General features: G+C 73.1%; 20 protein-coding genes. 7 read left to right on the top strand and 13 right to left on the bottom strand.

The features are described from left to right. Nucleotides 1-41: 41 nt before the first annotated feature. From FIV44_RS18920 to FIV44_RS18895, 6 genes are read right to left on the bottom strand one after another with little or no spacing between them, the layout of a single operon-like run. Entirely contained in the window at nucleotides 42-929 is an 888-nt protein-coding gene (locus FIV44_RS18920) for an anchored repeat-type ABC transporter permease subunit (protein WP_141005804.1), read from the bottom strand. Further along, nucleotides 926-1,696: an anchored repeat-type ABC transporter ATP-binding subunit gene (locus FIV44_RS18915; RefSeq protein ID WP_141005803.1), complete on the bottom strand. Its 771-nt coding sequence runs from the start codon at nucleotides 1,694-1,696 to the stop codon at nucleotides 926-928. The genes FIV44_RS18920 and FIV44_RS18915 overlap by 4 nt, the downstream gene beginning before the upstream one ends. Further along, complete coding sequence (locus FIV44_RS18910) at nucleotides 1,693-2,691, bottom strand: choice-of-anchor M domain-containing protein (protein WP_141005802.1); 999 nt, start codon at nucleotides 2,689-2,691, stop codon at nucleotides 1,693-1,695. The genes FIV44_RS18915 and FIV44_RS18910 overlap by 4 nt, the downstream gene beginning before the upstream one ends. Then, nucleotides 2,679-4,238 (bottom strand): anchored repeat ABC transporter, substrate-binding protein, encoded by a 1,560-nt coding sequence (locus FIV44_RS18905; protein ID WP_141005801.1) that lies wholly within the window; start codon nucleotides 4,236-4,238, stop codon nucleotides 2,679-2,681. The genes FIV44_RS18910 and FIV44_RS18905 overlap by 13 nt, the downstream gene beginning before the upstream one ends. Beyond that, nucleotides 4,231-6,447 carry a TIGR03773 family transporter-associated surface protein gene (locus FIV44_RS18900; protein WP_141005800.1) on the bottom strand — a complete coding sequence of 739 codons (2,217 nt, stop codon included), beginning with the start codon at nucleotides 6,445-6,447 and terminating at the stop codon, nucleotides 4,231-4,233. The genes FIV44_RS18905 and FIV44_RS18900 overlap by 8 nt, the downstream gene beginning before the upstream one ends. A 3-nt stretch (nucleotides 6,448-6,450) precedes the next feature. Beyond that, nucleotides 6,451-8,064, bottom strand: a complete 1,614-nt coding sequence (locus tag FIV44_RS18895) for a choice-of-anchor M domain-containing protein (protein WP_141005799.1) — start codon at nucleotides 8,062-8,064, stop codon at nucleotides 6,451-6,453. A 118-nt stretch (nucleotides 8,065-8,182) separates the two neighbouring features. Between FIV44_RS18895 and FIV44_RS18890 the strand changes: the two genes are divergently transcribed. Beyond that, the gene (locus FIV44_RS18890) at nucleotides 8,183-8,470 is read left to right on the top strand and encodes an HU family DNA-binding protein (protein ID WP_141005798.1); all 288 of its coding nucleotides are present in this window, start codon (nucleotides 8,183-8,185) and stop codon (nucleotides 8,468-8,470) included. After that, nucleotides 8,467-9,249, top strand: coding sequence for a class I SAM-dependent methyltransferase (locus FIV44_RS18885; RefSeq protein WP_141005797.1), 783 nt, complete (start codon nucleotides 8,467-8,469; stop codon nucleotides 9,247-9,249). The genes FIV44_RS18890 and FIV44_RS18885 overlap by 4 nt, the downstream gene beginning before the upstream one ends. Nucleotides 9,250-9,662: 413 nt before the next feature. On the opposite strand, the gene FIV44_RS18880 is transcribed toward FIV44_RS18885, so the two are convergent. Both FIV44_RS18880 and FIV44_RS18875 read right to left on the bottom strand, forming a co-directional pair. After that, nucleotides 9,663-9,986 carry a hypothetical protein gene (locus tag FIV44_RS18880; protein WP_141005796.1) on the bottom strand — a complete coding sequence of 108 codons (324 nt, stop codon included), beginning with the start codon at nucleotides 9,984-9,986 and terminating at the stop codon, nucleotides 9,663-9,665. Then, nucleotides 9,979-10,278, bottom strand: coding sequence for an ArsR/SmtB family transcription factor (locus FIV44_RS18875; RefSeq protein ID WP_141005795.1), 300 nt, complete (start codon nucleotides 10,276-10,278; stop codon nucleotides 9,979-9,981). Before FIV44_RS18875 ends, FIV44_RS18880 begins: the two co-directional genes overlap by 8 nt. Before the next feature lie 68 nt (nucleotides 10,279-10,346). Here FIV44_RS18875 and FIV44_RS18870 point away from each other — a divergent pair, with 68 nt between their 5' ends. Further along, nucleotides 10,347-11,888, top strand: coding sequence for an FAD-dependent oxidoreductase (locus tag FIV44_RS18870; RefSeq protein WP_141005794.1), 1,542 nt, complete (start codon nucleotides 10,347-10,349; stop codon nucleotides 11,886-11,888). 13 nt (nucleotides 11,889-11,901) lie between these two features. Here the strand turns inward: FIV44_RS18870 and FIV44_RS18865 are convergent, their stop codons facing one another. Continuing rightward, nucleotides 11,902-12,621 carry a hypothetical protein gene (locus tag FIV44_RS18865; RefSeq protein WP_141005793.1) on the bottom strand — a complete coding sequence of 240 codons (720 nt, stop codon included), beginning with the start codon at nucleotides 12,619-12,621 and terminating at the stop codon, nucleotides 11,902-11,904. 156 nt (nucleotides 12,622-12,777) lie between these two features. Here FIV44_RS18865 and FIV44_RS30655 point away from each other — a divergent pair, with 156 nt between their 5' ends. Further along, on the top strand, nucleotides 12,778-14,115 hold the full coding sequence (locus tag FIV44_RS30655) for a hypothetical protein (protein WP_181410692.1): 1,338 nt from the start codon (nucleotides 12,778-12,780) through the stop codon (nucleotides 14,113-14,115). Nucleotides 14,116-14,200: 85 nt separating this feature from the next. Here FIV44_RS30655 and FIV44_RS18855 read toward each other — a convergent pair whose 3' ends face one another. Beyond that, nucleotides 14,201-14,665, bottom strand: coding sequence for a MarR family winged helix-turn-helix transcriptional regulator (locus FIV44_RS18855; RefSeq protein ID WP_141005792.1), 465 nt, complete (start codon nucleotides 14,663-14,665; stop codon nucleotides 14,201-14,203). A gap of 183 nt (nucleotides 14,666-14,848) precedes the next feature. Between FIV44_RS18855 and FIV44_RS18850 the strand changes: the two genes are divergently transcribed. From FIV44_RS18850 to FIV44_RS31480, 3 genes are all read left to right on the top strand, one after another. Then, the gene (locus FIV44_RS18850) at nucleotides 14,849-16,288 is read left to right on the top strand and encodes a glyceraldehyde-3-phosphate dehydrogenase (protein ID WP_141005791.1); all 1,440 of its coding nucleotides are present in this window, start codon (nucleotides 14,849-14,851) and stop codon (nucleotides 16,286-16,288) included. Between the two features lie 95 nt (nucleotides 16,289-16,383). Beyond that, the gene (locus FIV44_RS18845) at nucleotides 16,384-17,055 is read left to right on the top strand and encodes a hypothetical protein (RefSeq protein ID WP_141005790.1); all 672 of its coding nucleotides are present in this window, start codon (nucleotides 16,384-16,386) and stop codon (nucleotides 17,053-17,055) included. Between the two features lie 332 nt (nucleotides 17,056-17,387). After that, nucleotides 17,388-17,927 (top strand): C40 family peptidase, encoded by a 540-nt coding sequence (locus FIV44_RS31480; protein WP_219996091.1) that lies wholly within the window; start codon nucleotides 17,388-17,390, stop codon nucleotides 17,925-17,927. Here FIV44_RS31480 and FIV44_RS18835 read toward each other — a convergent pair. The 3 genes from FIV44_RS18835 to FIV44_RS18825 are packed head-to-tail and all read right to left on the bottom strand — an operon-like array spanning nucleotide 17,909 to nucleotide 23,041. Continuing rightward, nucleotides 17,909-20,791: an FAD-binding and (Fe-S)-binding domain-containing protein gene (locus FIV44_RS18835; RefSeq protein WP_141005789.1), complete on the bottom strand. Its 2,883-nt coding sequence runs from the start codon at nucleotides 20,789-20,791 to the stop codon at nucleotides 17,909-17,911. The two genes, FIV44_RS31480 and FIV44_RS18835, sit on opposite strands and share 19 nt — an antisense overlap. Then, complete coding sequence (locus FIV44_RS18830; protein ID WP_181410691.1) at nucleotides 20,788-21,843, bottom strand: Ldh family oxidoreductase; 1,056 nt, start codon at nucleotides 21,841-21,843, stop codon at nucleotides 20,788-20,790. The genes FIV44_RS18835 and FIV44_RS18830 overlap by 4 nt, the downstream gene beginning before the upstream one ends. Next, the gene (locus FIV44_RS18825; protein WP_181410690.1) at nucleotides 21,836-23,041 is read right to left on the bottom strand and encodes an ABC transporter substrate-binding protein; all 1,206 of its coding nucleotides are present in this window, start codon (nucleotides 23,039-23,041) and stop codon (nucleotides 21,836-21,838) included. Before FIV44_RS18825 ends, FIV44_RS18830 begins: the two co-directional genes overlap by 8 nt. Between the last annotated feature and the right edge of the window lie 10 nt (nucleotides 23,042-23,051).

Raw genomic sequence — 23,051 nt, 5'->3', positions numbered from 1 at the left:
CCCGATCCTGACCTCGAGGCCCGGACGCTTCACCCGAGATTTCACCCGGGGTACGCCGCGGCCTCACCCCCGGAGGCCCCGATCCGCCGGAGGGCGGCCAGGACGCCGTGCCGCGGAGCCGCGAGCCAGGCGAGGAGGAAGCAGGCCGCCAGGACCAGCACGACGGTGCCGCCGACCGGCAGGTCCCACGACCACGACACGTAGAGGCCGAGCACCGCGCCGGTGGTCCCGATCAGCGGCGCGAGCGCCATCATCACCCCCAGCCGGTCGGTCAGCAGCCGGGCGGTCGCGGCCGGCGCCACCAGCAGGGCGAGGACCAGGACGTTGCCGATGGTCTGCACCGAGATCACCACGGCCAGGGTGACCAGGACGTAGAGGACCAGGTCGTGGAGGAAGACGCGCAGGCCGAGCGCGCGGGCCATCTCCCGGTCGAGCGTGACCGCGACCAGCCCGTGGTGGAGCAGGAACAGCACGGTCAGGACCACCAGGCCCGTCACCGCGATCACGGCGAGGTCGCGGTCGGGCACCCCGGCGATGGAGCCGAACAGGAACTGCTGGAGCGAGCCGGCGTACCCGGGCGCGCGGGAGATGATCACGACGCCGAGCGCGAAGGCGGCGACGAAGAAGATGCCGATCACGGAGTCCTCCTTGAGCCGCCGGCCCTGGCTGAACACCGCGATCAGCACGGCGGTGAGGACGCCGGCGACGGTCCCGCCGACGATCAGGTTGCCCGAGACCACGAACGCGACGGCGAGGCCGGGGAAGACCGCGTGGGCGACGGCGTCGCCGATGAACGCCATGCCGCGCAGGACGACATAGCAGCCGACGACGCCGCACACGAGCGACGACATCACGGCGACGGCCAGCGCCTTGGGGAGGAACCGCAGGTCGGGGTTGGTCAGGTCGGCGAGGAAGTCGAGCGGGCTCACGTCAGCACCCCCGCGTCGAGCACCCGCAGGAACGGGCTGTCGATCCCGACGCCGAAGGTCTCCGTCCACGCCTCGGGCCGGGCGCGCAGCTCGCCGGCGGTGCCGGTCGCGACGACCGTCCGGTTGAGCAGGACGACGCGGCCGCAGGCGAAGAGGGCGGAGGCGATGTCGTGGGTCGTCATCAGTACCGCGCGGGCCTCCCCGCTCGCTCCGTCGGCGAGGTCGGTGAACATCGCGAGCAGCGACTCCTGGGTCGGCAGGTCCAGGCCGGTGAACGGCTCGTCGAGCAGCAGCACCGAGGGGTCGAGCGCGAGCGCCCGGGCCACCAGCACCCGCTGCCGCTGCCCCCCGGAGAGCTCACCGACCGGGCGGCGGCGGAGGTCGGCCATGGCGACCAGTCCCAGCGCCCGGTCGACCGCCCTCCAGTCGTCGACGCGGGGCCCGCGGCCGGGGCGCAGCCCGCCGACCCGGCCGGTGAGCACGACCTGCTCGACCGAGATCGGGAAGTCCCAGGCGAACTCGTGGCGCTGGGGGACGTAGCCGATGTCGCCGCGCCTGCGGCGCACCGGCCGGCCGCCGACCGCGACCTGTCCCGACCGGACCCGGGTCAGGCCGAGGATGCTCCGCAGCAGGGTGGTCTTCCCCGCGCCGTTGGGGCCGATCAGGCCGACCAGCTCGCCGGGTGCGAGGTCGAGGTCGACGCCGCGCAGCACCGGCCGGCCGCCGAGATCGACATCGAGGCCGCGCACCTGCAGGCCGGCGCTCATACCTCGGTCCCCTCGTCCACCAGCGCCCGGGCCCGGGTACGACGACCGCGCGCGACCACGGCCAGCAGCACGCCGGCCAGGACGACCGCGCCCGCCCCGACGGCCCACAGCCAGGCCGGCGTACCGTCCTCGGCGGACTCGGCCGCCTCGGGGTCCTCCCCGGCGTCCTCCGCGGCGCCCGCGTCCGGCGTGGCCGGGGCGCTCGCCTCGGCGTGGCGGGCCTGCTCCGGGTCGGCGGCGTCGCCGACGGCCAGCCGGAGGGTGCCGGCGGTGGTCTGCTCGGTGCCGTCGACGAGGGTCGCGGTGGCGGCGATCGACACGAGGTAGGTGCCGGGCGCACTGAACACCCAGTTGGCGTGGGTGTGGGTGTTGACGTCGACCCACAGCCGCTGGCCCGTGCTGTCGCGCGCCACAAGATCTCTTGAGTCCCAGAGCACGTCGGGCTCGCCGAAGCCGCCGTCCTGGAGGTAGACGACGAGGTGGCCGGGACCGTCCACGCCGCGCAGGGTCAGGGTGACGCCGCGGTCCACGCTCTCCAGCACCGACGGGTCCTGGGTGTTCCAGCCGAGCCAGACCACGTCGGGGTTCTGGGTCTGTGGCACGACGTGCACGCCGGTGCCGGGGTCGACGCCCAGGAAGGAGTACGCCGGGTCGTCAGGCACCTGCTGGATGCCGGCGTCGCGCACCCGGATCACCGCGTGCTCGAGGGGACGCCACACGGACCCGGCCAGCTGCGTGTCGTCGTGGACCATCAGCACCCACTCGCCGTCCACATCGCGTGGGCCGAGGTCGACGTGGCCCTGCTCCAGCACGACGTCGTCGGTCGCGACCTCCTGGTCGGGGTCGATCGTCTGCTGCAGGGCGCCGTCGCCCGGTGGCACGGTCGGGGTGGGGTCGCCGGGGGCGGCCGCGGCGGCCGGGACGAGCAGCAGGGGCAGCGCGGCCAGCGCGACGGCCCGCCACCGGTTCAGGACGGGCCTCTTCAGGACAAGCACGTGCGGATCTCCTCTGCGTTGAAGCGCATCATCTGGACATAGCTGTGCACCCGGTCGTCGAAGGCGTCGCCGTAGATCGCGCAGACCTCGACGCCCTCCTCCTCGGCGACCTGGGTGAGCACCGACGACCGGGCCCGCAGGTTCGGCTCGAGGAAGACCGCCGGCACCCCGAGGGTGCGGATGGTCCCGACGAGCTTGCGGCGGTCGGCGAGCGACGGCTCCGTGGCCGGGTTGGGGGTGACGAACCCGGCGACCTGGAGGCCGTAGGCGTGGGCGAGATAGCCGAACGCGTCGTGGGTGGTCACCAGGTAGCGGCGGCTCTCCGGCACCTCGGCGAGGGTGTCGCGGACGTAGGCGTCGAGCCGCTCCAGCTCCGCGAGATAGGCGTCGGCCCGCTTCCGGTAGGCCAGCGCGTGCTCGGGGTCGGCGTCGATCAGGGTGTCGCGGATCAGCTCGGCGTAGGCCATCACGTTGCCGACGTCCTGCCACAGGTGCGGGTCGATCTCGCCGTGCACGTGCTTGCCGAGCACGGCCTGCGGCAGCTGGTAGACCGGCGTCCCGGGCCGGCCGAGGAAGCCGAGCCGCTCGTCGCCGGGGATCTCGACCAGCGCCTTCGCGGGTACGTCGACCACGACCGCCGCCGGGTCGAGCTCCTCCTGGCTGTGCTCGCCGCCGCCCTCGGGGTCGTAGCGGATGTCGAGGTCGCCGCCGTCGAGGTCGACGGTGACGTCCGCGTGGCCGCGGTCCAGCGGCCGGCCCTCGCCCGCCTCGGCGGGCGGCACGCCGACGGCGAAGGTCACCGTCGTGGTCCCGATCGGCACCGACCTCGACGCGCTGTCCACCTGCAGCCGTGCGGCGAAGTCGACCGTGTAGACGCCGGGCTCGGAGAAGGACCAGGACATGTGGGTGTGCGCGTCCGCGGGGAGGACGGCGGTGTCGTCGCGGTAGCCGTCGGTGGCCTCGAAGCCGTCCTCGCTGTCGAAGTAGACCTCCGGGTCGCCGAAGGAGCCGGTCAGGTAGCCGACCATCCGGCCCGGGCCGGTCATGCCGGTCGCGGAGAGGAGGACGTCGGAGGTCCGGGTGGCGCCGTACTGCTCGCCGCGGCCGTGGACCCGCAGCCCCAGCCAGATCGTGTCGAGGTTGACCTTCTCGACGAGCGGGATGATCTCGGCGGCGTACTTCACCGCGTCCTCGGCGAGCGAGATGCTCACGGCGTCGTCGGGCAGGTTGGCGTCGAGCACCTTGATCACGCTGTGCTCCTCCAGCAGCAGGTAGTTGCTGAAGGCGACGTCGGCGTAGACCACGTCGCGCGCGCGGCGCAGGCTCGGCTCGTAGCTGTGCGGGTCCGCGCCGTCCGGCACCAGCGACACGACGTTCACGTCGTCGCCGCCGACATTGCGGACCAGGTCGGCGATCAGCCCGGTGGTGGTGATCACCTGGAGCCGGCCGTCGTGCTCCGAGAGGGTGGGCGGCGCGGCGCAGGCGGTCAGGAGCACCGCCAGCGCCGCGCCGCCCGCGATCCGCCTAGGGAGACACGCCCTAGACATGGGTGAGGCGGCGGATCGCCCGGCGGCGTACGCCGAGCACGGCCGCGCCGGCCGCCACCAGCGTGACGCCGAGCGGCAGCAGCAGGGTGAGGCTGTCGTCGGCGCCGGTGGCGGGGATGACGCAGTCGCGGGTCGTCGCCACCGGCAGGGCGAGGGGGACGGTCAGGCCGACGCTCCGGCCCCCGCCGCCGCTGCCCGATCCGCCGACGACGAAGGTCAGCGTGGCCTGGTCGGAGACGGATCTCCCGCCGGTGAGCGTGGCGGACTGGGTGATGGTGACCTGGTAGGTGCCCGGCGCGGTGAAGACCCAGTTGCCGTGGGCGTGCACGTTGAGCGGGACGTCGAAGGAGCGCGGGAAGCCGGTCGCGTTGCCGAACACCTTCTGCCCGACCCCACCGAAGGAGTCGGTGAGGTAGACCGCCAGCTCGCCGGGCCCGCTGACGCCGTCGAGCCGGTAGCGCACCGAGCCGCTGACCTGCTGCCGGACGGTCTCGTGCTGGGTGTTCCAGCCCAGCCAGGGCACGCCGCTGACCTGGGTCTGCGGGATCAGCCAGATCGGGGCGCCCGGCTCACCGAGGAAGGAGTACGCCGAGCCGGCGGGGACCTGCTGCTCGGCGGCCTTCCCGAGCACGAACCTCAGCGACTCCGGCTCCACCCAGCTCGGCGGCTGGGTGCGGTCGTCCTTCACCCGGGCCTGCAGGGCGGTGCCCTCGATGACCGAGCCGAAGTCGAAATGGCCGTCGCTGACCGCGGTCTGCGCGGCCTGGGGCGTGGTCGGTGTGGCGGGGTCGGCCGAGCCGGAGGAGCCGGACGGGCTCGCGCCGCCCTGGCCGCGGGGAGCCGGGACGCAGGCCGAGGGCTCGCGGGCGGGAACAGGTGCCGGCGCGTCGGCGCCTGTCTCCGCGGTCTGCTTCTCCTGCTTCTCCCCCTTGGTCTTGCCGCCGCCCTTGCCGCCGCTGCCGCTGTCGCCGGCGCCGGCGCCGTCCGCCGGTCCCGGCGCCTGCTGTGCGCAGGGCCCGACCCGGAAGGTCAGCGTGCCGGTGCTGGTCACGTCCTGCCCGGAGGTCAGCCGGGCCAGGTGGGTCGTCCGTACCCGGTACACCCCCGGCTCGGTGAAGGACCAGTTGCCGTGGGCGTGGGTGTTGGCGGGGATGACGGTGCTGCGCGGCCAGCCGTCGGCGGTGCCCAGCACCGGCGAGATCGAGCCGAACGAGCCGGTCTGGTAGACGAACAGCCGGCCGGGACCCTCGACGGAGTCCAGGCGCCAGGTCGTACCGCCCTGGATGTTCGCGATCGCGCTCTCGTGCTGGGTGTTCCAGCCGAGCCACGGCACGCCGTCGGCCTGGACCTGGCCGATGGTCCAGATGGTGCTGCCGGCGGTCCCCAGGAACGCGAGGGCGGGATTGTCCGGCACCTGCTGGCGGGCCGGCTCGCCGACCTCGAACAGCATCGTCGCCGGGTCCCGCCAGGTCGCGGGCGAGGTGCGGTCGTCCTTGACCCGGGAGACGGCCTGGCCGCCGGCGACCTGGACGCCGTAGTCGAAGTGGCCCGCGCTGACCCGCACCGCGCCCGCGGGCAGGCCCGGGACCGCGCAGTCGTCCTCCTGCACCGCCAGAGTCACCGGAGGTGCGGGCGGCACGTCGGTGGGCTCCGGCTCGACCGGCTCCGGCTCGACGGGCGGGGGCTCGACGGGCGGGGGCTCGACGGGCTCCTCCGCAGGTGCCGGTACGTCGAGCAGGTAGCGCGTCGTCACGCCGGCGAGGGTCGCGTCCACGACGTACCGGCCGGGCTCGGAGAACGACCACAGCGGCCAGCCCTCGCTGTCCGGCGCGAGGGTCAGTCTCCCGTCGGGGTCGGCGTCCTGGACGACCACCGCGCCGGGTCCGGTGACCGCCAGGTCGATGGTGAGGGCCGCACCGGGCGCCGCGTCGGGCGCCCGGTGCGTGCTCCATCCGAGCGGCACCCCGTTGCCGAGGGCCTCCCCGAGCGCGAGGAGGACCTCGGCCGGCGCATGCGCCTGCTCGTCCTGGACCAGCGCCAGCCGCGGCGTACCGTCGGGTGCGGTCGCGACGTCGAACACGATGACGGGCCCGTCGGAGGTGCTCAGCACCGTCACCGGATCGGCCTCGGCCTCGGCCGGCGCTACGACGAGTCCGCTCGCGACGAGCAGGAGCAGGAGGGGCAGGAACACGCGCAGGAGTGCCTTCATGGGTCAGCGACGCACCTTCACGACCTGGGTCGCGACCGAGCCCTCGGTGCCGGCGTCGCCCTTGTAGACGACCGTGATCGTGTGCTTGCCGGCCTTGAGCCGGGGCAGCCGTACGACGACCTTGCCGTTCGCCTTCACCTTCCCGGTGGCGATCTTCCGCTTGCCGTCGCGGATCACGACCTTGCCGGTGACCGGGGTGCCCGGCGCCGACGGGACGGTGACCGCGACCTTGACCTTGGCGCGCTTGCCGGGCGTGATCCGCTTCGGCTTCACCTTCACGCCGACCTGGCTGACCGCCTTGCCCGCGGCCGGCGGCGGCGTGGGGGCGGCGGCACCGGCGAGGCTCACGACGACGGGGGCGGACTCGGCGATGACCGCGTGGTCGTGGTCGAAGAGCCGGGCGATGACCTCGGCGCCCTGCAGGTCCGCGGTGATCGGCAGGTCCGCGGTGGCCTGGTTGGAGTCCGGGATGTAGGTGGAGAACTCCTCGCCGGGCTTGCGGACGTACCAGTGGAAGTGGTCCTCACCCGTCGCCGGGCTCTGCGTGGACGTGAAGTGCGCCGTCTCCCCCACGGCGTACGACGCCTTGTCGGCCTGCGCGGTGAGCGTGGTGACCTGTGGCAGCTGGGAGACGTGCAGGGTCAGCGGCTCGGAGGACGCCACCACGTTGTGGGCGTGGTCGTAGAGGTTGGCGTAGACCTGCGCGCCGTCCCAGGCCAGCGAGGTCGGCAGCTTGAGCTCGGCCGTGCTGGACAGGCTGCTGATCACGTAGTCGGCACCGCCGGCCCGCTTGATGAACCAGTGGTAGTGGTCGAGGTCGGTCTCCGCGGTCGGGGCCGCGGTGAGCGTGATGCCCTGGCCGTAGAGGTAGGTCGCGTCCGGCTTGTTGGCCGTGACCTCGACGCCGAGGTCCGCGGGGGCCGGGTCGCCGACGCGGATGTGGTAGCTGGCCGGCGTACCCGTGATCGTGCCGCCGCCCTGCACCTGCGCGGTCGGGGTGACCTCGAGCGTGTAGTCGCCGAGCTCGGTGAAGATCCACTCGGTGTGCACGTGGGCGTTCGCACTGACGGGGATGATGTCGGGCCCGCCGTCGCTGCTGTCGACGTAGTGGTTGATGACCTCGCCCGTCGGGCTGTTCATGAACGTGTGGACGTCGCCGGGCCCCTCCACCTCGACGGCCAGCTGCACCGGCGCGCCCGAGGCGAGCGTGGTGCCGGCGGGCAGCGTGCCGTTGAGCCGCTCGGTGCTCCAGCCGGGCCAGGGCAGCTGCGGGTCCTGGGTCTGCGGCAGGTCGTAGACGACGTCCCCGGGCTCGCCGAGGAAGGCGAAGGACGGGGGCAGGCCCTCGGGGATGGTCAGGGCCGCGAGCTCCTCGTCGACCGCGATGGTCACGTCCTCGGGGTCGCGGTAGGTCGCCCCCGGGTCGTGCAGCTGCGTGTCGTCCTTCACCTGGAGTCTCAGGCCGGCACTGGACGCGTCGTAGGTGACCTCGAACAGGTCGATGTGGCCCCGGTCGAGGACCACCGGCCGGTCGGCGGCGGCCGCGGGAGCGGCCAGGCCGACGGCCACGGCGCCACTGGCCAGGGCCAGCGCGGTCAGTGAGCTGATGCTTCTCATGGGATTGTCCCTCTCCACCGACGGCGGCTCCGTCGGAGGTCGGGACTCTACATGAGAACGATTATCATTTGCACTAGGGTGTTGCCCGACAGCACCGGACGGACCCCAGGAGGGCCAGATGAACCGCACCGACCTGACCGCCGCCGTCGCCGAGGCGACCGGCCTGACCACCCACCAGGCGGCCGAGGCCGTCGCGGCGACCCTCGACGGCATCGCCCGCGGCGTGGCCGAGCACGGCAGCGTCGCCCTCCCGGGCTTCGGGACCTTCGAGCGGCGTGACCGCGCGGCCCGCAGCGGCCGCAACCCGCAGACGGGCGAGCCGATGGAGATCCCGGCGACCGTCGCGCCGGCCTTCAAGCCGGCGGCGGCCTTCCGGCGGCAGGTGGCGGAGGGCCGGACCGCATGACGGACCCGGCCGACGACCTCTGGGGCCGGGGCGACTACCCGGCGATGGCGCGGCGGCTGGAGCCGGCCGCCGCGCTGGTGGCGGGCGGGGCCGGCCCCGGGCGGGGCCGCTTCGCACTGGACGTCGCCGCCGGGACGGGCAGCGTGGCGCTGCGCCTCGCCGACGCGGGCTGGCGGGTCACGGCGACCGACGGATCGGCGCACCTGGTCGCGCTCGGCGAGCAGGCGACCGACCACGAGATCCAGGAGGTCGAGTGGCTGCGCGCGGACCTGGCCGCCCAGCCGTGCCCGGACGCCTCCCAGGACCTGGTGACCTCGTCCTTCGGGCTCATCTTCGCCGCCGACCCGGTCGCCGCCATGGCCGAGGTCGCCCGCGTGCTGACGCCGGCCGGGCGGCTGGCGCTCACCTCGTGGACCGACGACGGGCACATGGCGGGGATGACCGAGGCGATGGCGGCGTACCTGCCCGCACCCGGCGGCGCGCACCGGCCGCGGCGCTGGGGATCGCCGTCCTTCCTCGAGGAGCTCCTCGCGCCGCGCTTCCTCGACGTACGGATCGACACGCACACGCTCCCGTGGACCTTCCCCTCGGCCGCGGCCGGGCGGCGCTGGCTCGAGCGGACGTCGCCGGCGCACCTCGGCGCGATGGCGCTCGCCGGCGAGCACGCCGAGGAGATGATGGACGCGGTCGAGGAGCACCTGGCCGGGTACGCCGACCGGTTCGGGCGGGTCGAGGTGGCGGCCGAGTTCCGGCTGGTCCGCGCGCAGCGGGTGCCCTGACCGTCGCGGCCGCGGCGCCACCCGGCATCCCGTGACGTCATGGCACCGGCGTGGCGATGCGGCTGGCGAGGGCGAGCCCGTCGTGCCCCTGCGTGCTGTAACACGCTGTTCGCCCACCTGGCCGCCGCATGCCTGCTGTAACACGTCGTTCGCGCACCTGGCCGCCGAGCATCGGCTGTAACACGTGGTTCGCCCGCCTACCCGCCCGATGACTGCGGTACCAGCCGCCCACAACGGCCGATGCGCGAAGTCATCGGGCTGGTAGAGATGCGGACAACGTGTTACAGCGGACAACGGGCTGCCGCAGCCGCCAACCACGTGTTACAGCACCCGACCGACCACGCGCATCACCAACCACGCAGGCCCGCCAGGCCGCGCCGGCAGCCAGCGCCCTCAGCCTGCCCAGCCCGAGATCAGGCGGCGTGGGCGCAGGTCGCGCAGGTGCAGTCGCTGCACACGCACGAGCTGCACGGCTCGCCGCCGCAGTGTTCGCAGCTGCACACGCTGTGGTTGCAGGTCGGGCAGGTGCAGCCCTCGCACGTGCACACGGCGCAGCTGTCGGTGCAGTCGGGGCACGAGCAGCGGGCGCACTCGTCGTAGTGGCCGTCGTGCTCGCGGTGCACGTGGCCGTCGTGCAGGTAGTCGACATGGTCGCCGTGGATCACGGCGAGGTGGCCGCAGCCCGGACCGTGGGTGTGGTGGTGGGCCTCGGCGGCGGTGTGCTGGGACTCAGTCATCGGTGTTCTCCTGGGTGTGGACGAGGGCGTCGAGGAAGACGTGCGCCACGTGGTCGTCGGCCAGCGAGTAGACGGTGGACCGACCGGACCGCTCGGTCGTCACCAGCCCGGTCTCCCGGAGCACGCGCAGGTGCTGGGAGACGAGGGGCTGCGACGCGCCGAGCGCGGCGCCGATCTCCGAGACGGTGTGGGGTCGTTCGGTGAGCAGGTGGATCACGGCGGCCCGCACCGGGGAGGCGAGGGCGCCGAAGAACTCGGTGACCGGACCGTAGTCGTCGCCCACCAAACTCATGCGGAGATCTTTATATAAAGTTTTCCGCATGTCAACTCGGAAAACTAGAACGCATTATCGTTCTGCCCATGAGTGGCACGGTGGTCGGGGCGGCGCCCCTGCAGCAGGAGTACGACGTCGTGGTGGTCGGCTCGGGCGGGGGCGCGCTGACCGGCGCCGCCCTCGCGGCGTCGGCCGGGCTCAGCACCCTGGTGCTGGAGCGGACGCCGCTGATCGGCGGGACGTCGGCGTACTCCGGCGGCGCGTGCTGGCTGCCCGGGACCGACGTGCAGCAGCGGGCCGGGCTGCCGGACTCGACCGAGGGGGCGCGCGCCTACCTGGCCGCCGTGCTCGACGACCCGGACCCCGCGCGGGTGGAGGCGCTGCTCACGCAGGCGCCGCGGCTGGTCGCGCGCCTCGAGGCGGACCCGCTCCTGGAGTTCGAGTGGATCCCGTTCTCGGAGTACTACGACGCCCCCGGGCGGGTGCCGATGGGCCGCTCGATCCAGCCGAGGAGCATCCGGCGGGAGGATCTCGACCCTGCCGTCGCGGCGCTGGTGCGGCCGCCGGTCGAGCGCGACCGCGCCGGCCGGCCCGGCCGGTCCACGCTGTCCGGCGGGCAGGCGCTGATCGCGCGACTGGCGGCGATGACCGTGCGCGAGGGCGGCACGATCGCGACCGGCCGGCAGGCGACCGGCTTCGGCCGGGACGCCGACGGCCGCGCCACCACGGTCCGATATGACGGCCCGGACGGGCCGGCAGAGGTCACTGCCCGGCGGGGCATCCTGATCGCGGCCGGCGGCTTCGAGGGCAGCCCCGAGCGTCGTACCGCGCACGGCACGCCCGGCGACGCCGCGTGGACGATGGCGCCGCGGGGCACCAACACCGGCGAGGTGATCGACGCGGCCGCGGAGATCGGCGCGGCGACCGACTGGTCCGGCGAGGGCTGGTTCTGCCCCGGTCTGCAGCAGCCGGACGGCGGCGGCGCGTTCACCCTCGGCTTCCGCGGCGGCCTGATGGTGGACGGCTCGGCCCGGCGCTACGGCAACGAGTGCCTGCCCTACGACCGGTTCGGCCGGATCATGGCCCAGGCTCCCGAGCGGACACCGTCGTGGTTCGTCTTCGACGCGCGCGAGGACGGGCGGCTGCCCGCGATCGCGATGCCCGAGGGCGAGCGCGCCGAGCACCTCGCCGCCGGCACCTGGATGGAGGCCGACACCCTCGAGGACCTCGCCGTCGCGACCGGCCTCGACCCGGACGCACTGGTCGCGACGGTCGAGCGCTACAACGCGTTCGCGGCGGCCGGCAAGGACGAGGACTTCGGCCGCGGCGAGGACGAGTACGACACCTTCTTCGCCGGGGGCGGCGGAGCGTCGGCCGCACTCGTGCCGGTCGACCGGCCGCCGTACACCGCGGCCCGCTTCGTGCTCTCCGACCTCGGCACGAAGGGCGGCCTCGTCACCGACGCGAGCGCCCGCGTGCTCGACACGGACGGCCGCCCGATCCCCGGCCTGTACGCCGCCAGCAACTCCACCGCCTCGGTGTTCGGGTCCGCCTACCCCGGCCCCGGGGCGCCGCTCGGTGCGGCGATGACGTTCGCGTCCCTGGCGGTGGCGGACATGCAGGGCTGAACCAGGCGGAGCCCTACTCCCGCACCACGAGGTCGCGGAACAGCGCGCACACGCGCGGGGCCGCGGCGGACAGCCGCTCGATGTCGCCCTCCCGCGCCGAGGCGAGCTGGCAGTCCAGCAGGGTCCGGTCCACGACCACGCTGCGGGCCGCCAGGGCGAAGGACGTGCCGCCGACCGACCCCGCGCAGTCGACGCCCCGGGTGCGGGCGCCGAGCGCGTCGTCGGCGACGTCGGCGCAGTGCTCCTCGCCGAGGATCCCGGCCAGGTTGCCGACCGTCGCGCGCGCCTCGGCGGCCTTCACCTCCGCCTGGGCGATGCTCCAGGTGACCCCGATGCCGCCGTCCGCGGTCGTGCCGATGGTGCAGGTCCAGGCCGGCGACACGCTCGGAGCGCCCGGCTGCGCGCTCGCCGCGTCCCCCGGGGCGTGATCGGCCATGACCTCCAGCCGGTCGGTCCCGAGGACGTCGGCGACGTCCGCGGGGTCGATGCCCTGGCAGAACCTCGCGCGCGCCACGGTCGTCGACCCGTCGTCCTCGGCCGCGCCGGTCGCAGCGCTCCCCCCGGTGGAGGCGGGCCCGTCGGACGTGGAGGCCGTGGTGGACGGGCCGGCGGACGGCGGGGCCGAGGCGGTGCCGGCGGAGCCGGGCGGCTCGCCCGGGTCGTCGGCTCCGCCGCACCCGGCGAGGAGCAGCAGGGCGGCGGCAGCGAGGGCGATCCTGGGGAGCGGGGCCACGGTCCTTGGGTAGCAACACCCTGCCCCCGCCGGTGCGGCGTACCGGGCCCTCTCACCCGCAATTCCCCCCGTAACGGGCTCTCCTCGGCCCTGGTTGGCAGCAGTGGCACCCCCCAACGCGCTCGGGCGCACGCATCCTCCCGAAAGGTCAACGCCATGCGTCATTCCCGAAGGGTCAAGCTCGCCGCCGTCGCGTCGCTCGGCCTCAGTCTCTCCGGCCTCGCGATCGCAGCACCGGCCACCGCCGGCCAGATGAACACCAGCACCTTCGACACGACCACCCTGTCGGGCTCCGGCCCCCAGAGCGGCACCCTGCCCAACGGCGTGGAGTGGAGCGTCGACAAGGGCGCCGGGCCCAGCGACCAGGGCTACTACGTCTATCCCTCCGACGGTGTGCAGACCTACACCTTCTCCGAGCCGGTCTCCCTGGCCTTCGGCATCTCCGGCCTCAACTGCGCCGGCGAGGCCGTCCGGCTGCAGGACGGCATCGAGCCGGTCGACGTCAACGCCCACCACGTGTGGGACGGCGATGACAACCTCCTCACCGGCAGCGGAGCCAGCACCGGCGACGTCACGACGTTCACCAGCACCGCACCGGTCACGTCGTTCACCCTGACCCCGGTCGGCGCCGGCAGCTGCGGCCGCGGCGTGTCGTCCTTCGAGGTCGGCTACTTCGACAACCAGACCCCGACCGCGACCATCGCCGCGCCGGTCGACGGCGGCGAGTTCACGCAGGGCCAGACGGTGGCCGCCGACTACAGCTGCGCCGACGGCGACACCGGCCACGTCGACGCGGTCGACTGCGTCGGGGACGTCGCGGTGGGCGAGCCGATCGACACCTCGACGACCGGCACCAAGACGTTCACCGTCACCGCCACCGACGAGCACGGCGCCAGCTCGACCCAGACGGTCAGCTACACCGTCACGGACCAGGCGGGTCTGTGCGCCGGGATCGCCGTCGGCCTGCCGCTGAACATCAACCTCGGCACCGCCAACGCCGGCGGCGTCCCCTGCGCGACCGACAGCGGCACGCTCCTCGACGCCACCGTCTCCCTCGGCGCGCTGCCGTTCCCGCTGACCGCACTGTCCCCGTCGGTGACCGTGAAGGCCGTCGACGCGACCAGCGAGAAGGCCGGCAGCACCCACCGGGCCGACGCGAAGGTCGACTACGTGAAGATCGCGTTCCCGCTGAACGGCTACGTCCTCGAGCTCAAGGACCTGTGGTCGGAGGCCTCCGCCTCCACGCCGGTCAACTGCGCCGCGGGCAACGAGCTGAACGGCGTCGCCGAGATCGGCCAGTTCACCCAGAACGGCGTCGTCCACAACCAGCAGAACAAGCCGGTGAGCATCCCCCTGCCGCTGCTGGGCGGCGTCTACCTCAACCAGGTCGTCAAGACCGGCAGCACGGTGGTCACCAACGCGGTCGCCATCGACCTCCCCGGCCAGCTCCTCGACGTCACCATCGGCAGCGCGATCGCCGGCGTCGACTGCTGACCCGGAGCACCCGCACCGAGCAGCACCACACACCGAGGCCCGTCCCCCTGGGGCGGGCCTCGGTGCGTTCGCGCGACGTCAGCCCTCAGTCGGCCAGGCGGTCCAGCACGGTGGCCGCGAACCGGCCGAGACTGCGCACCTGCTCGGCGCTGAGCCCCTCGAAGAACAGCTCGCGCACGAGCGCGACGTGCCCGGGGGCGGCGGCGGCGATCGCGGCCTGGCCGGCGTCGGTCAGGTCGACGAAGGCGCCGCGCCGGTCGTCGGGGCAGTGGCGGCGCTCGACGAGGCCGCGGGCCTCCATCCGGGAGACCTGCTTGGACACCCGGCTCTTCTCCCACTGCAGCCGCTCGCCGAGCTCGTACATCCGCAGCGCACGGTCCGGGACGTCGGGGTCGGTGAGGGCGACCAGGATCTCGTAGTCGGACAGCGAGAGCCCGCTGACGGCCTGGAGCTCGCGGTTGAGGCGCGCGGACAGCTGCGCGTTGAGGTCGACCCAGGCCCGCCAGGCCTGCTGCTCCTCGTCGTCGAGCCACCGCGTCGTCGTACTCACGGGTCCATTCTAGCCGCGATTGTTGACATATCCACGATCTCGGCGGCGGCCCCCGGGGGCACGGGACGGCGCCCGTGCGCTGTGACGCATCCCACGCCCTCCGGACGCAGGCTCGATTAGCCACCCCCTACGCCCGGCGTCCTACGATCGAGCGGTTTTGTCGCACTGCCCTAGGGGATTTCGTTGAGCGTCATCGAGGACAAGTTCACCCGCTGGAAGCACCACGAGGAGCTGGCGGAGGCGATGATCCCGATCGTCGGCAAGCTCCACCGCGAGAAGGACGTGACGATCCTCCTCCACAGCCGCTCGCTGGTGAACAAGTCGGTGGTCAGCATCCTCAAGACCCACCGCTTCGCCCGGATGATCGAGGGCGAGGAGCTCTCGGTGACCGACACCTTCCCCTTCCTGCAGGCGATCGCCGGCCTCGACATCGCCGCCGCCAAGATCGACCTCGCGCTGCTGCTCAAGGCCTACAAGGAGAACGGCGCCGGCCAGGACGTCGCCGCCTTCACCGCGACGGTGCTCGCCGACGCGATCGGTGACCACAAGTCCGCGGCCCCGGGCCCGCAGGACGTCGTGCTCTACGGCTTCGGGCGCATCGGCCGGCTCGTCGCCCGCCTGCTCGTCGAGAAGTCCGGCTCCGGCAACGGCCTGCGGCTGCGCGCGGTCGTCGTCCGCAAGGGCAAGGGCGAGGACCTCAAGAAGCGCGCCTCGCTGCTGCGCCGCGACTCGATCCACGGCGCCTTCAACGGGTCGATCACGGTCGACGAGGAGAGGAGCCAGATCATCGCCAACGGCAACGTGATCCAGGTGATCTACTCCAACTCCCCCGAGGAGGTCGACTACACGGCGTACGGCATCGCCGACGCCATCCTGATCGACAACACCGGCATCTGGCGCGACCGGGCGGGCCTGTCCAGCCACCTGCGGCCCGGCATCGCGAAGGTGCTGCTGACCGCGCCGGGCAAGGGCGACGTCCCGAACATCGTGCACGGCATCAACCACCTCGAGGTCGACCCGGCCGAGCGGGTGCTCTCCTGCGCGTCGTGCACCACCAACGCGATCGTGCCGCCCCTGAAGGCGATGGACGAGGAGTTCGGCATCACCCGGGGCCACGTCGAGACGGTCCACTCGTTCACCAACGACCAGAACCTGCTCGACAACTACCACAAGGCCGACCGCCGCGGCCGCTCCGCTCCGCTCAACCTGGTCATCACCGAGACCGGCGCCGCCTCGGCCGTCGCGAAGGTGCTGCCCGGCCTCGACGCCAAGATCACCGGCAACTCGATCCGGGTCCCCACGCCCGACGTGTCGATCGCGATCCTGTCGCTGCAGCTCCAGCGGGAGACCAGCCGTGACGAGGTCCTCGAGCACCTGCGCAAGGTCTCGCTGACCGGCCCGCTGAGCCGCCAGCTCGACTACACCGAGGCCACCGACGCCGTCTCCAGCGACTTCATCGGCTCGCGGGCGGCCTCGATCGTCGACGGCAACGCGGCGATCGTCGACGGCGACAGCGCGATCCTCTACGTCTGGTACGACAACGAGTTCGGCTACTCCTGCCAGGTGGTGCGCACCGTGCAGCACATCTCCGGCGTGGAGTACCCCACCCTGCCGCGCGTCTGACGCCGGGCGCCTGCCGTGCGCCGGTCCCGCCCCCTTGCGAGGGGCCCGGGACCGGCGCACACTGCATTTGAGGGGGGTCTCCTGAAGGAGGAGCCATGAACGACAGCCCGGAGACCGGCGTCGACACCCTGGCCGACACCGTCACGCAGACCCACGCCGTCCTGCACGCCCGGATGCGCAGCGCCGAGACCTGCCGGCCGACACGGGACCGGCCGCGCGCCGCGCTCAGCGCCGCCGACCCGTTCCTGGCGAGCACGAGCCGCCACGTCGCGGCGGCCAACGCCGTGCTCGCCCCGGCCGCCCGCCGTCACCTCGACCACGGTCACCGGCGCGCCCACGAGCTCGCCCGGCAGAGCCGCCGGCTCGAGGTCGCCCTGGTGCAGCTCAAGGCCAAGCTCTACGGCTCCACGTTCGTCGTACGACGGCCCTGGTCCTCGATCTGGGAGGAGGTCGAGCGCGAGCTGGCCGGCATCCGCTCCCTCGAGCTCCGGCTGGTCGACGACCTGGCCGGAGCGGCGTCCGCGGACGAGTGCGGCCACCTCGCGCAGCGGCTCTACCGCACCGAGCGGCGGGTGCCGACCCGGCCGCACCCCTATCTCCCGCACCGCGGCGTGCCCGGCCGGCTGGCCCGGGGCGTCGCCCTGCGGGTGGACCGGTTCTGGGACACCGCCGAGGGCCGGATGGTCCCCGAGCCGGTGCGCCCGCGACGAACCCGCGACGGCCGGGTGGCCCGGTACCTGCTGGCGGATCCGCACCTGCCGGAGTGATCGGCGGCGCCTGCCGGCCCCCTGCGTTACATCGGTCCGGGGTGAGGATCGACACCCCGCGAACGTGACCGCGACCACTGCGCTAACTATTGCAAGCGGGTCGAATGGAGGAGAGACCTCTCCGACCGGAGGGGCCGCCCACGGTCGCGCCGAGGCTCGCGCTCGTCCTGGGGAGACATCGAGAACGATGAAGTAAGCGCGAGCACGGGAGACCCAGCACTACGCCGGCACCGCACGGAGCCGGCTCGGGGCGAAGGACACACGCTCCGGGGCATCAGCAGCCCCAGCCCGACAGGTCATCTCTCGCAGGCGCCGCTGACGGAGTTCCTCTGATGTCCACCATCGTGTCGCGCGCTGCCGCGCGCCTGCTCGTCGTACCCGTCCTCGCGGCGGTGTTCCTCGTCGCCCCGACCCCGTCGGCCCACGCCGACGACGACGCCTCCTCGCTCGTCCTGCCGGCCGAGCAGGCCAAGGAGGAGGCGGCCGGCCACCAGGACGGCAAGAGCAAGGCGGCGAAGAAGGCCGAGAAGCGCATCGACAAGGTCATGGCCACGGTCCGCTCGCGGGCCGGCAAGCCCTACCGGTACGGCGCCGCCGGCCCGAACGCGTTCGACTGCTCGGGCCTGGTGCAGTGGGTGTACCGCCACGTCGGGAAGCGACTGCCCCGCACCTCCGGCGCCCAGGCCGGCGCCACCCAGCGGGTCCGCAGCCCGCGGGTCGGCGACCTGGTGTTCTTCACCAGCGGCAGCCGCGTCTACCACGTCGGCATCTACGCCGGCGCCCACACCCTCTGGCACGCGTCGCGGCCCGGCGTGCCCGTCCGCAAGGAGCGGATCTGGACGAGCTCGGTCTTCTACGGCCGGGTGCGCTGAGCAGGCAGGGCACGGGCGACCACGGTGGCGATGTGGCTCGCCCGCCCGCTCTGCCCGAGCACGTGGTCGATCTGGGTGCCGCAGCTGAACCCGTCCGCGATCACGGCGCTCCCTCGGGACATCGCGCGCAGACGAGGCCCGAGTCCCTGCTCGGCGACCGCCATCGAGGTGTCGTAGTGGGATGCCTCGAAGCCGAAGTTGCCGGCGAGACCGCAGCATCCCTCGACCTGCTCGACCCGAAGCCCCAGAGCCTGGGCCACGGCCCTCGACGTGCCCGACCCGAACGTCGCGTGCTCGTGGCAGTGGGTCTGCAGCAGCGCCTCCCCGTCCAGCGCTGGAGGCACCCACCCGGACTCGACGGCCTGTCCGATGACCTCGCTCAGCGTCCGCACGCGCCCGGCCACCCGTCGCGCCGCGTCGGAGGCCAGGAGCTCGGGTACGTCGGCGCGGAGGGCGCTCGCACAACTGGGCTCGAGGACGACGATGTCGGCGTCCCCGGACTCGTCCAGGACCCGGACGGTGCGCCGGAGGATCCTCCTCGCGACTCCGAGCTGACCGGTGGTGATCCAGGTCAGGCCGCAGCACAGGTCGGGGGCCGGCGTCGCCACCCTGCCGGTGCTGTCCAGCACCTCCAGGGCGTCCCCGACGAGCCCCGGGCGGAAGGCGCGGGTGAAGGTGTCGCGGAACAGCACCACCGGCTCGCCGTGCCCGGCCCGACGCCTCTGCCCTGAGGGTGGGCGCGACGACCGCCAGGAGTGGACCGTCGGCAGCTCCCGACGCTGCGTCACACCACCCGCCCACCGCATCAGGCGCCCCACCACCCGGCTGCGGAGGACCCAGTTCGAGACCGCCGGTAGCATCCCCGCCAGCCGCAGCCAGACGGGAAGCCAACCGAGGGAGTAGTGGGAGCGCGGGCGGAGACGGCGTCGATAGTGGTGGTGGCTGAACTCGGACTTGTACGCCGCGATGTCGACGCCGACCGGACAGTCCGTCGAGCACGCCTTGCAGGACAGGCAGAGATCGAGTGCCTCACGAACCTCCGTGGACCGCCACCCGTCGGTGACCACGCGTCCGTCCACCATCTCCTGGAGGACCCGAGCGCGGCCCCTCGTCGAGTCGAGCTCCTCGCCACTCGCGCGGAAGCTGGGACACATGAAGCCCCCGGCGTCTGCCCGGCACCTCCCGACCCCGATGCACCGGCCGACGGCACGGGCGAAGGACCCGCCGTCCTGGTGCAGTGCCAGTACCGTCCGGCCCGGCGGTGCGGCACCCCGCCCACCGGGAGCCAGGACATCCCGGTCCAAGGCCACAGGGTCGACGACGATGCCCGGGTTGAGACGGGCCGAGGGGTCGAAGGCGCGCTTGAACCTCCGGAAGGCCTCCAGCGCGTCCGCGCTGTACATCAGCGGCAGAAGCTCGCTGCGCGCCCTGCCGTCGCCGTGCTCACCGGAGACGGTGCCACCATGGGAGGCGACGATCGTGGCCGCCTCGCGCACGAACACGGCCATCCTCCTGCGCCCCTCGGCCGTCTCGAGGTCGAAGTCGAGACGCACGTGCACGCAGCCGGCCCCGAAGTGGCCGTACATCACGCCCGTGATCTGCCGACTCCCCATCAGCTCGCAGAAGTCCCGCAGATAGGACCCGAGACGGTCCGGCGCGACGGCGGCGTCCTCCCAGCCGGCCCACGTGATCCGCCCGTCCGAGGGCCGAGCCGTCAGGCCGGCCCCGTCCTCCCGAACCCGCCAGAGTCGTGACCGCTCGCTCCCGTCGGTCACGACCGCGAAGTCGACCAGGCGTCCTCGGGCCCGGAGGTCGGAGGCGAGGGCGTACAGGCGGTCATGCCCGTCGTCGCGCCCGGCGTCGTCGTCTTGGATCTCCACGATCAGCCATGCCGTGCCCTGCGGCAGCCCGGCCACGGAGTCGTCACCGCGTCGCTCACGCAGGGTCGTGACGATGCGCTCGTCGAGGGCCTCGACGGCCGAGGGGGCCGCCTCGAGGATCCGCGGAACGTCGTCCGCCGCGGCGATCAGGTCGCGATAGCCGAGCACCAGGGTCGCCTCGGCGCGGGTCCGCGCGACCAGGGAGACCTTCGCCGCGACGATCACCGCACACGTGCCCTCGGAGCCGACCAGGGCTCGGGCGACGTCGAAGCCGTTCTCCGGCAGCAGCCGATGCAACTGGAACCCCGACACCTGCCGCGGAATCCGCCCGAGCTCGGTCCGCAGGGTGGCCAGGTGATCGCTCGCGATGCTCCGGAGCTCGCGCTCGAGATGCTCGGCGGCCCCGACCGACACGTCCCGGTCGTCGAGCGCAACCACGCCGCCGCGCGTGGCCCGCACGTAGGCGCCGTCCGCGAGTACCAGGTCGAGCTCGAGGATGTGGTCGGACGTTCTTCCGTGCGCGACGGAGTGGTTGCCGCAGGCATCGTTCCCGACCATGCCGCCGACGGTCGCCCGACTGTGCGAGGAGGGATCCGGGGCGAACTCCAGCCCGTGATCCGCCAGCCGGCGGTTCAGGTCGTCGAGCACCACCCCCGGCTCCAGCCGGACGCTTCGGCCCGCGACGTCGACCTCCAGCACCCGGTTCATCCGTCGCGAGAGGTCGATGACGATCCCCTCGCCCACGGCATTGCCGGCCATGCTGGTCCCCCCGCCTCGCGCGGTGACCGGGAGGTCGTGACGTCGCGCCGTCTCCAGAACGGCGCGGACATCGTCGACCCCGGCGGGGAAGGCGACCAGACGAGGGGTCACCCGGTAGCTGCTCGCATCGTACGAGTAGGCCGCCACCGTGGCGCCGTCGGAGCGCGTCTCGACGCCCTCGACGCCGGGCGGGCGGTCGGCTCGCCTCCCGCTCCCTCGGCTCACGACTGCGCGAGCAGGTCGGTCACGTCCTGCACCGACCGCCGCACCACCTCCACCCGCCCTTCGGCGGCGGCCAGGTCGAGGCGCGCCTCGGCGGAGCGTCCCGGATAGGTCGCTCCCCCCGCGACGAGGTCGGCGAGCAGCTGCTCGGTGGCGGCGTGGTAGTCCGACTCGGACCCGATCACGTCCGGCCGCCAGGCGAGGTACACGCCGGGGAAGTCGACCGCGGCGCCCAGCGGCGCCTGGGCCTTCGCGGAGCCGACCGCCTGTCCGAGACCGGCTGCGACGGTGAGCTCGATGAGGATCGACAGCGCCGACCCGCGGTGCCCGCCAAACGGCAGGATCCGCGGTCGTCCGTCGGGGCGGACCGCCTCGTCCAGGTCCGTGGTGACCGCCCCCTGGGCATCCACCACCACGCCCCGGGGCACGGGCCTGCCCTCCGCGACGGCTCGTCGCAGCGCGTGGTAAGCGATCGAGGAGGTGGCCATGTCGAGTACGACGGGATGTCCGTCGCGCCGGGGCACCGCCCACGCCATCGGGTTGGTTCCCAGCAGCGGCTCCGATCCTCCCAGCGGCACGACCACCGCAGGCGTGCTGTTGATCGCGATCGCCACCACGCCACGCCGCGCCATCTCCTCGACGTGCACGCCCAACGCTCCGCTGACCCCGGCGTTGACGATCGAGACCAGTCCGACTCCGACCTCCGACGCCAGACTCGCTGCCCGCGAGGCCGCCTGCGCATGCAGGTGGAGCGAGGCGTTGAAGCCGCCGTCGAGCTGCTCGGAGACGACGCTCCGGGCGACCACCGAGACCGGTCGACGACGCTTCTCGCCCTCCTGGTACTGATCGATGAGCTGCGGCAGCAAGGTGAGGCCGTGCGTCCGCTTGCCGCGGACCTCGGCGGCGACGCAGACCCGGGCCGAGCCCGCGGCCTCCTCCGGAGGGAGCCCGGCGTGCTCCAGCGCTCGTCGCACCAGGTCGACGAGCTCGACGACGGGCAGCGTGACGGTGTCGGTGGGGCGGGGCTCGCGCCCCGCCCCACCGCTGTCAGTCAACCGCAACCTGTCGGATCGAGGCGTAGGTGCCGTCCTGGTACTCGATGATGTTAACCGCGCTCCACGGGCTGACATCTCCCTCGGACGTGCGCACCTTGATCCCGTCGAACAGCAGCGGCACCTGGAGGTCTTCGATCGCCTCGACGCCCTCGAAGAGCTCGAGACGGGTCAGCTCCCCGTCCTCCGCGATCGAGCGGATGTAGGCGATCGCGCCGGCGGCGCTGACGTAACCGGTCTCGGCGAAGGAGGTCACCGCCGCCGGCGGCGCCTTCCCCTCGACCGCCGCGAGATAGTCCTTGACGTCCTGTCGCTCGGCGCTGGCGCCGTCGTTGGGATCGACAATCCAGTTGACGCTCCGCACTCCGTTGGCCAGGTCACCTGCCGGCTCGAGGACGCTGGGGTAAGCGCAGAAGTCTCCGACGTAGACCTGCGTCTCCCACCCCGAGCGGCCCAGGGCCTGCAGCGCCGGCGGGCACTGGAACGGCGAGAGGAACATCGCCAGCACGTCGGCCTCGTCCTTGAGGGCCTGGATCTGCGACGTCGGGGGCGCCGAGTCGGTAGGCGCCACCGTCTGCGGCGGCAGGACGGTCATCCCGGCCTCCTCCGCGACCCGCTTGAGGCTGTCGGTCAGACCGGCCCCGGAGTCGCTCTCTACCTGCAGCACCCCGATGGTGGCGTCCTCGCCGGCCTCGGCGCGGATGTCCTCGACCAGTGCCTTCGCCTGCGTGTCGTACGGGTCAGAGGCCGGGATCATGCCCTTGAACTGGGCGGCCGTGAACCGGGCATCGCCGGTCAGCGCGAACAGGTTGGGGACGCACTGCTCGACCGCGAACTCGCCGATGGCCAGGTTGACCGGCGTCGTGGTGACGGCGATCAGGGCGTCGACGTCCTCCTGGGAGATGAGCCGCTGGACGTTCGACACGGCACGCGCCGGGTCGCCCTTGTCGTCCAGCACGGTCAACTCCAGCTTCTTGCCGTCGATACCGCCCTCGGCGTTGACGGACTCGACCAGGGCCTCCACGCCGGCCCGGTTCTGGCCCACCGAGGCCAGCTGTCCCGACAGGGGCATGGTCGAGCCGAGCTTGATCGTGTCACCGATCGGCTCCGACGCGTTCGCGGGACAGCCCGACGACGAGGAGGACTCGCTACCCTGCGGGCTTCCGCAGGCTGCCAGGGCGCCGACGGTCAGCACCGCCACGGCGCTGAGC

The organism is Nocardioides humi (assembly GCF_006494775.1).
GTDB lineage: Bacteria > Actinomycetota > Actinomycetes > Propionibacteriales > Nocardioidaceae > Nocardioides > Nocardioides humi.
The sequence above is the reverse complement of the archived record's forward strand: the minus strand, read 5'-3'. Positions and strand labels throughout refer to the sequence as shown.

Excerpts from the sequence above, each read along its gene's own strand:
- FIV44_RS18915 (WP_141005803.1), bottom strand. The coding sequence starts at position 1,696 with ATGAGCGCCGGCCTGCAGGTGCGCGGCCTCGATGTCGATCTCGGCGGC.
- FIV44_RS18905 (WP_141005801.1), bottom strand. The coding sequence starts at position 4,238 with ATGTCTAGGGCGTGTCTCCCTAGGCGGATCGCGGGCGGCGCGGCGCTG.
- FIV44_RS18900 (WP_141005800.1), bottom strand. The coding sequence starts at position 6,447 with ATGAAGGCACTCCTGCGCGTGTTCCTGCCCCTCCTGCTCCTGCTCGTC.
- FIV44_RS18895 (WP_141005799.1), bottom strand. The coding sequence starts at position 8,064 with ATGAGAAGCATCAGCTCACTGACCGCGCTGGCCCTGGCCAGTGGCGCC.
- FIV44_RS18890 (WP_141005798.1), top strand. The coding sequence starts at position 8,183 with ATGAACCGCACCGACCTGACCGCCGCCGTCGCCGAGGCGACCGGCCTG.
- FIV44_RS18885 (WP_141005797.1), top strand. The coding sequence starts at position 8,467 with ATGACGGACCCGGCCGACGACCTCTGGGGCCGGGGCGACTACCCGGCG.
- FIV44_RS18880 (WP_141005796.1), bottom strand. The coding sequence starts at position 9,986 with ATGACTGAGTCCCAGCACACCGCCGCCGAGGCCCACCACCACACCCAC.
- FIV44_RS18875 (WP_141005795.1), bottom strand. The coding sequence starts at position 10,278 with ATGAGTTTGGTGGGCGACGACTACGGTCCGGTCACCGAGTTCTTCGGC.
- FIV44_RS18870 (WP_141005794.1), top strand. The coding sequence starts at position 10,347 with ATGAGTGGCACGGTGGTCGGGGCGGCGCCCCTGCAGCAGGAGTACGAC.
- FIV44_RS30655 (WP_181410692.1), top strand. The coding sequence starts at position 12,778 with ATGCGTCATTCCCGAAGGGTCAAGCTCGCCGCCGTCGCGTCGCTCGGC.
- FIV44_RS18845 (WP_141005790.1), top strand. The coding sequence starts at position 16,384 with ATGAACGACAGCCCGGAGACCGGCGTCGACACCCTGGCCGACACCGTC.
- FIV44_RS31480 (WP_219996091.1), top strand. The coding sequence starts at position 17,388 with ATGTCCACCATCGTGTCGCGCGCTGCCGCGCGCCTGCTCGTCGTACCC.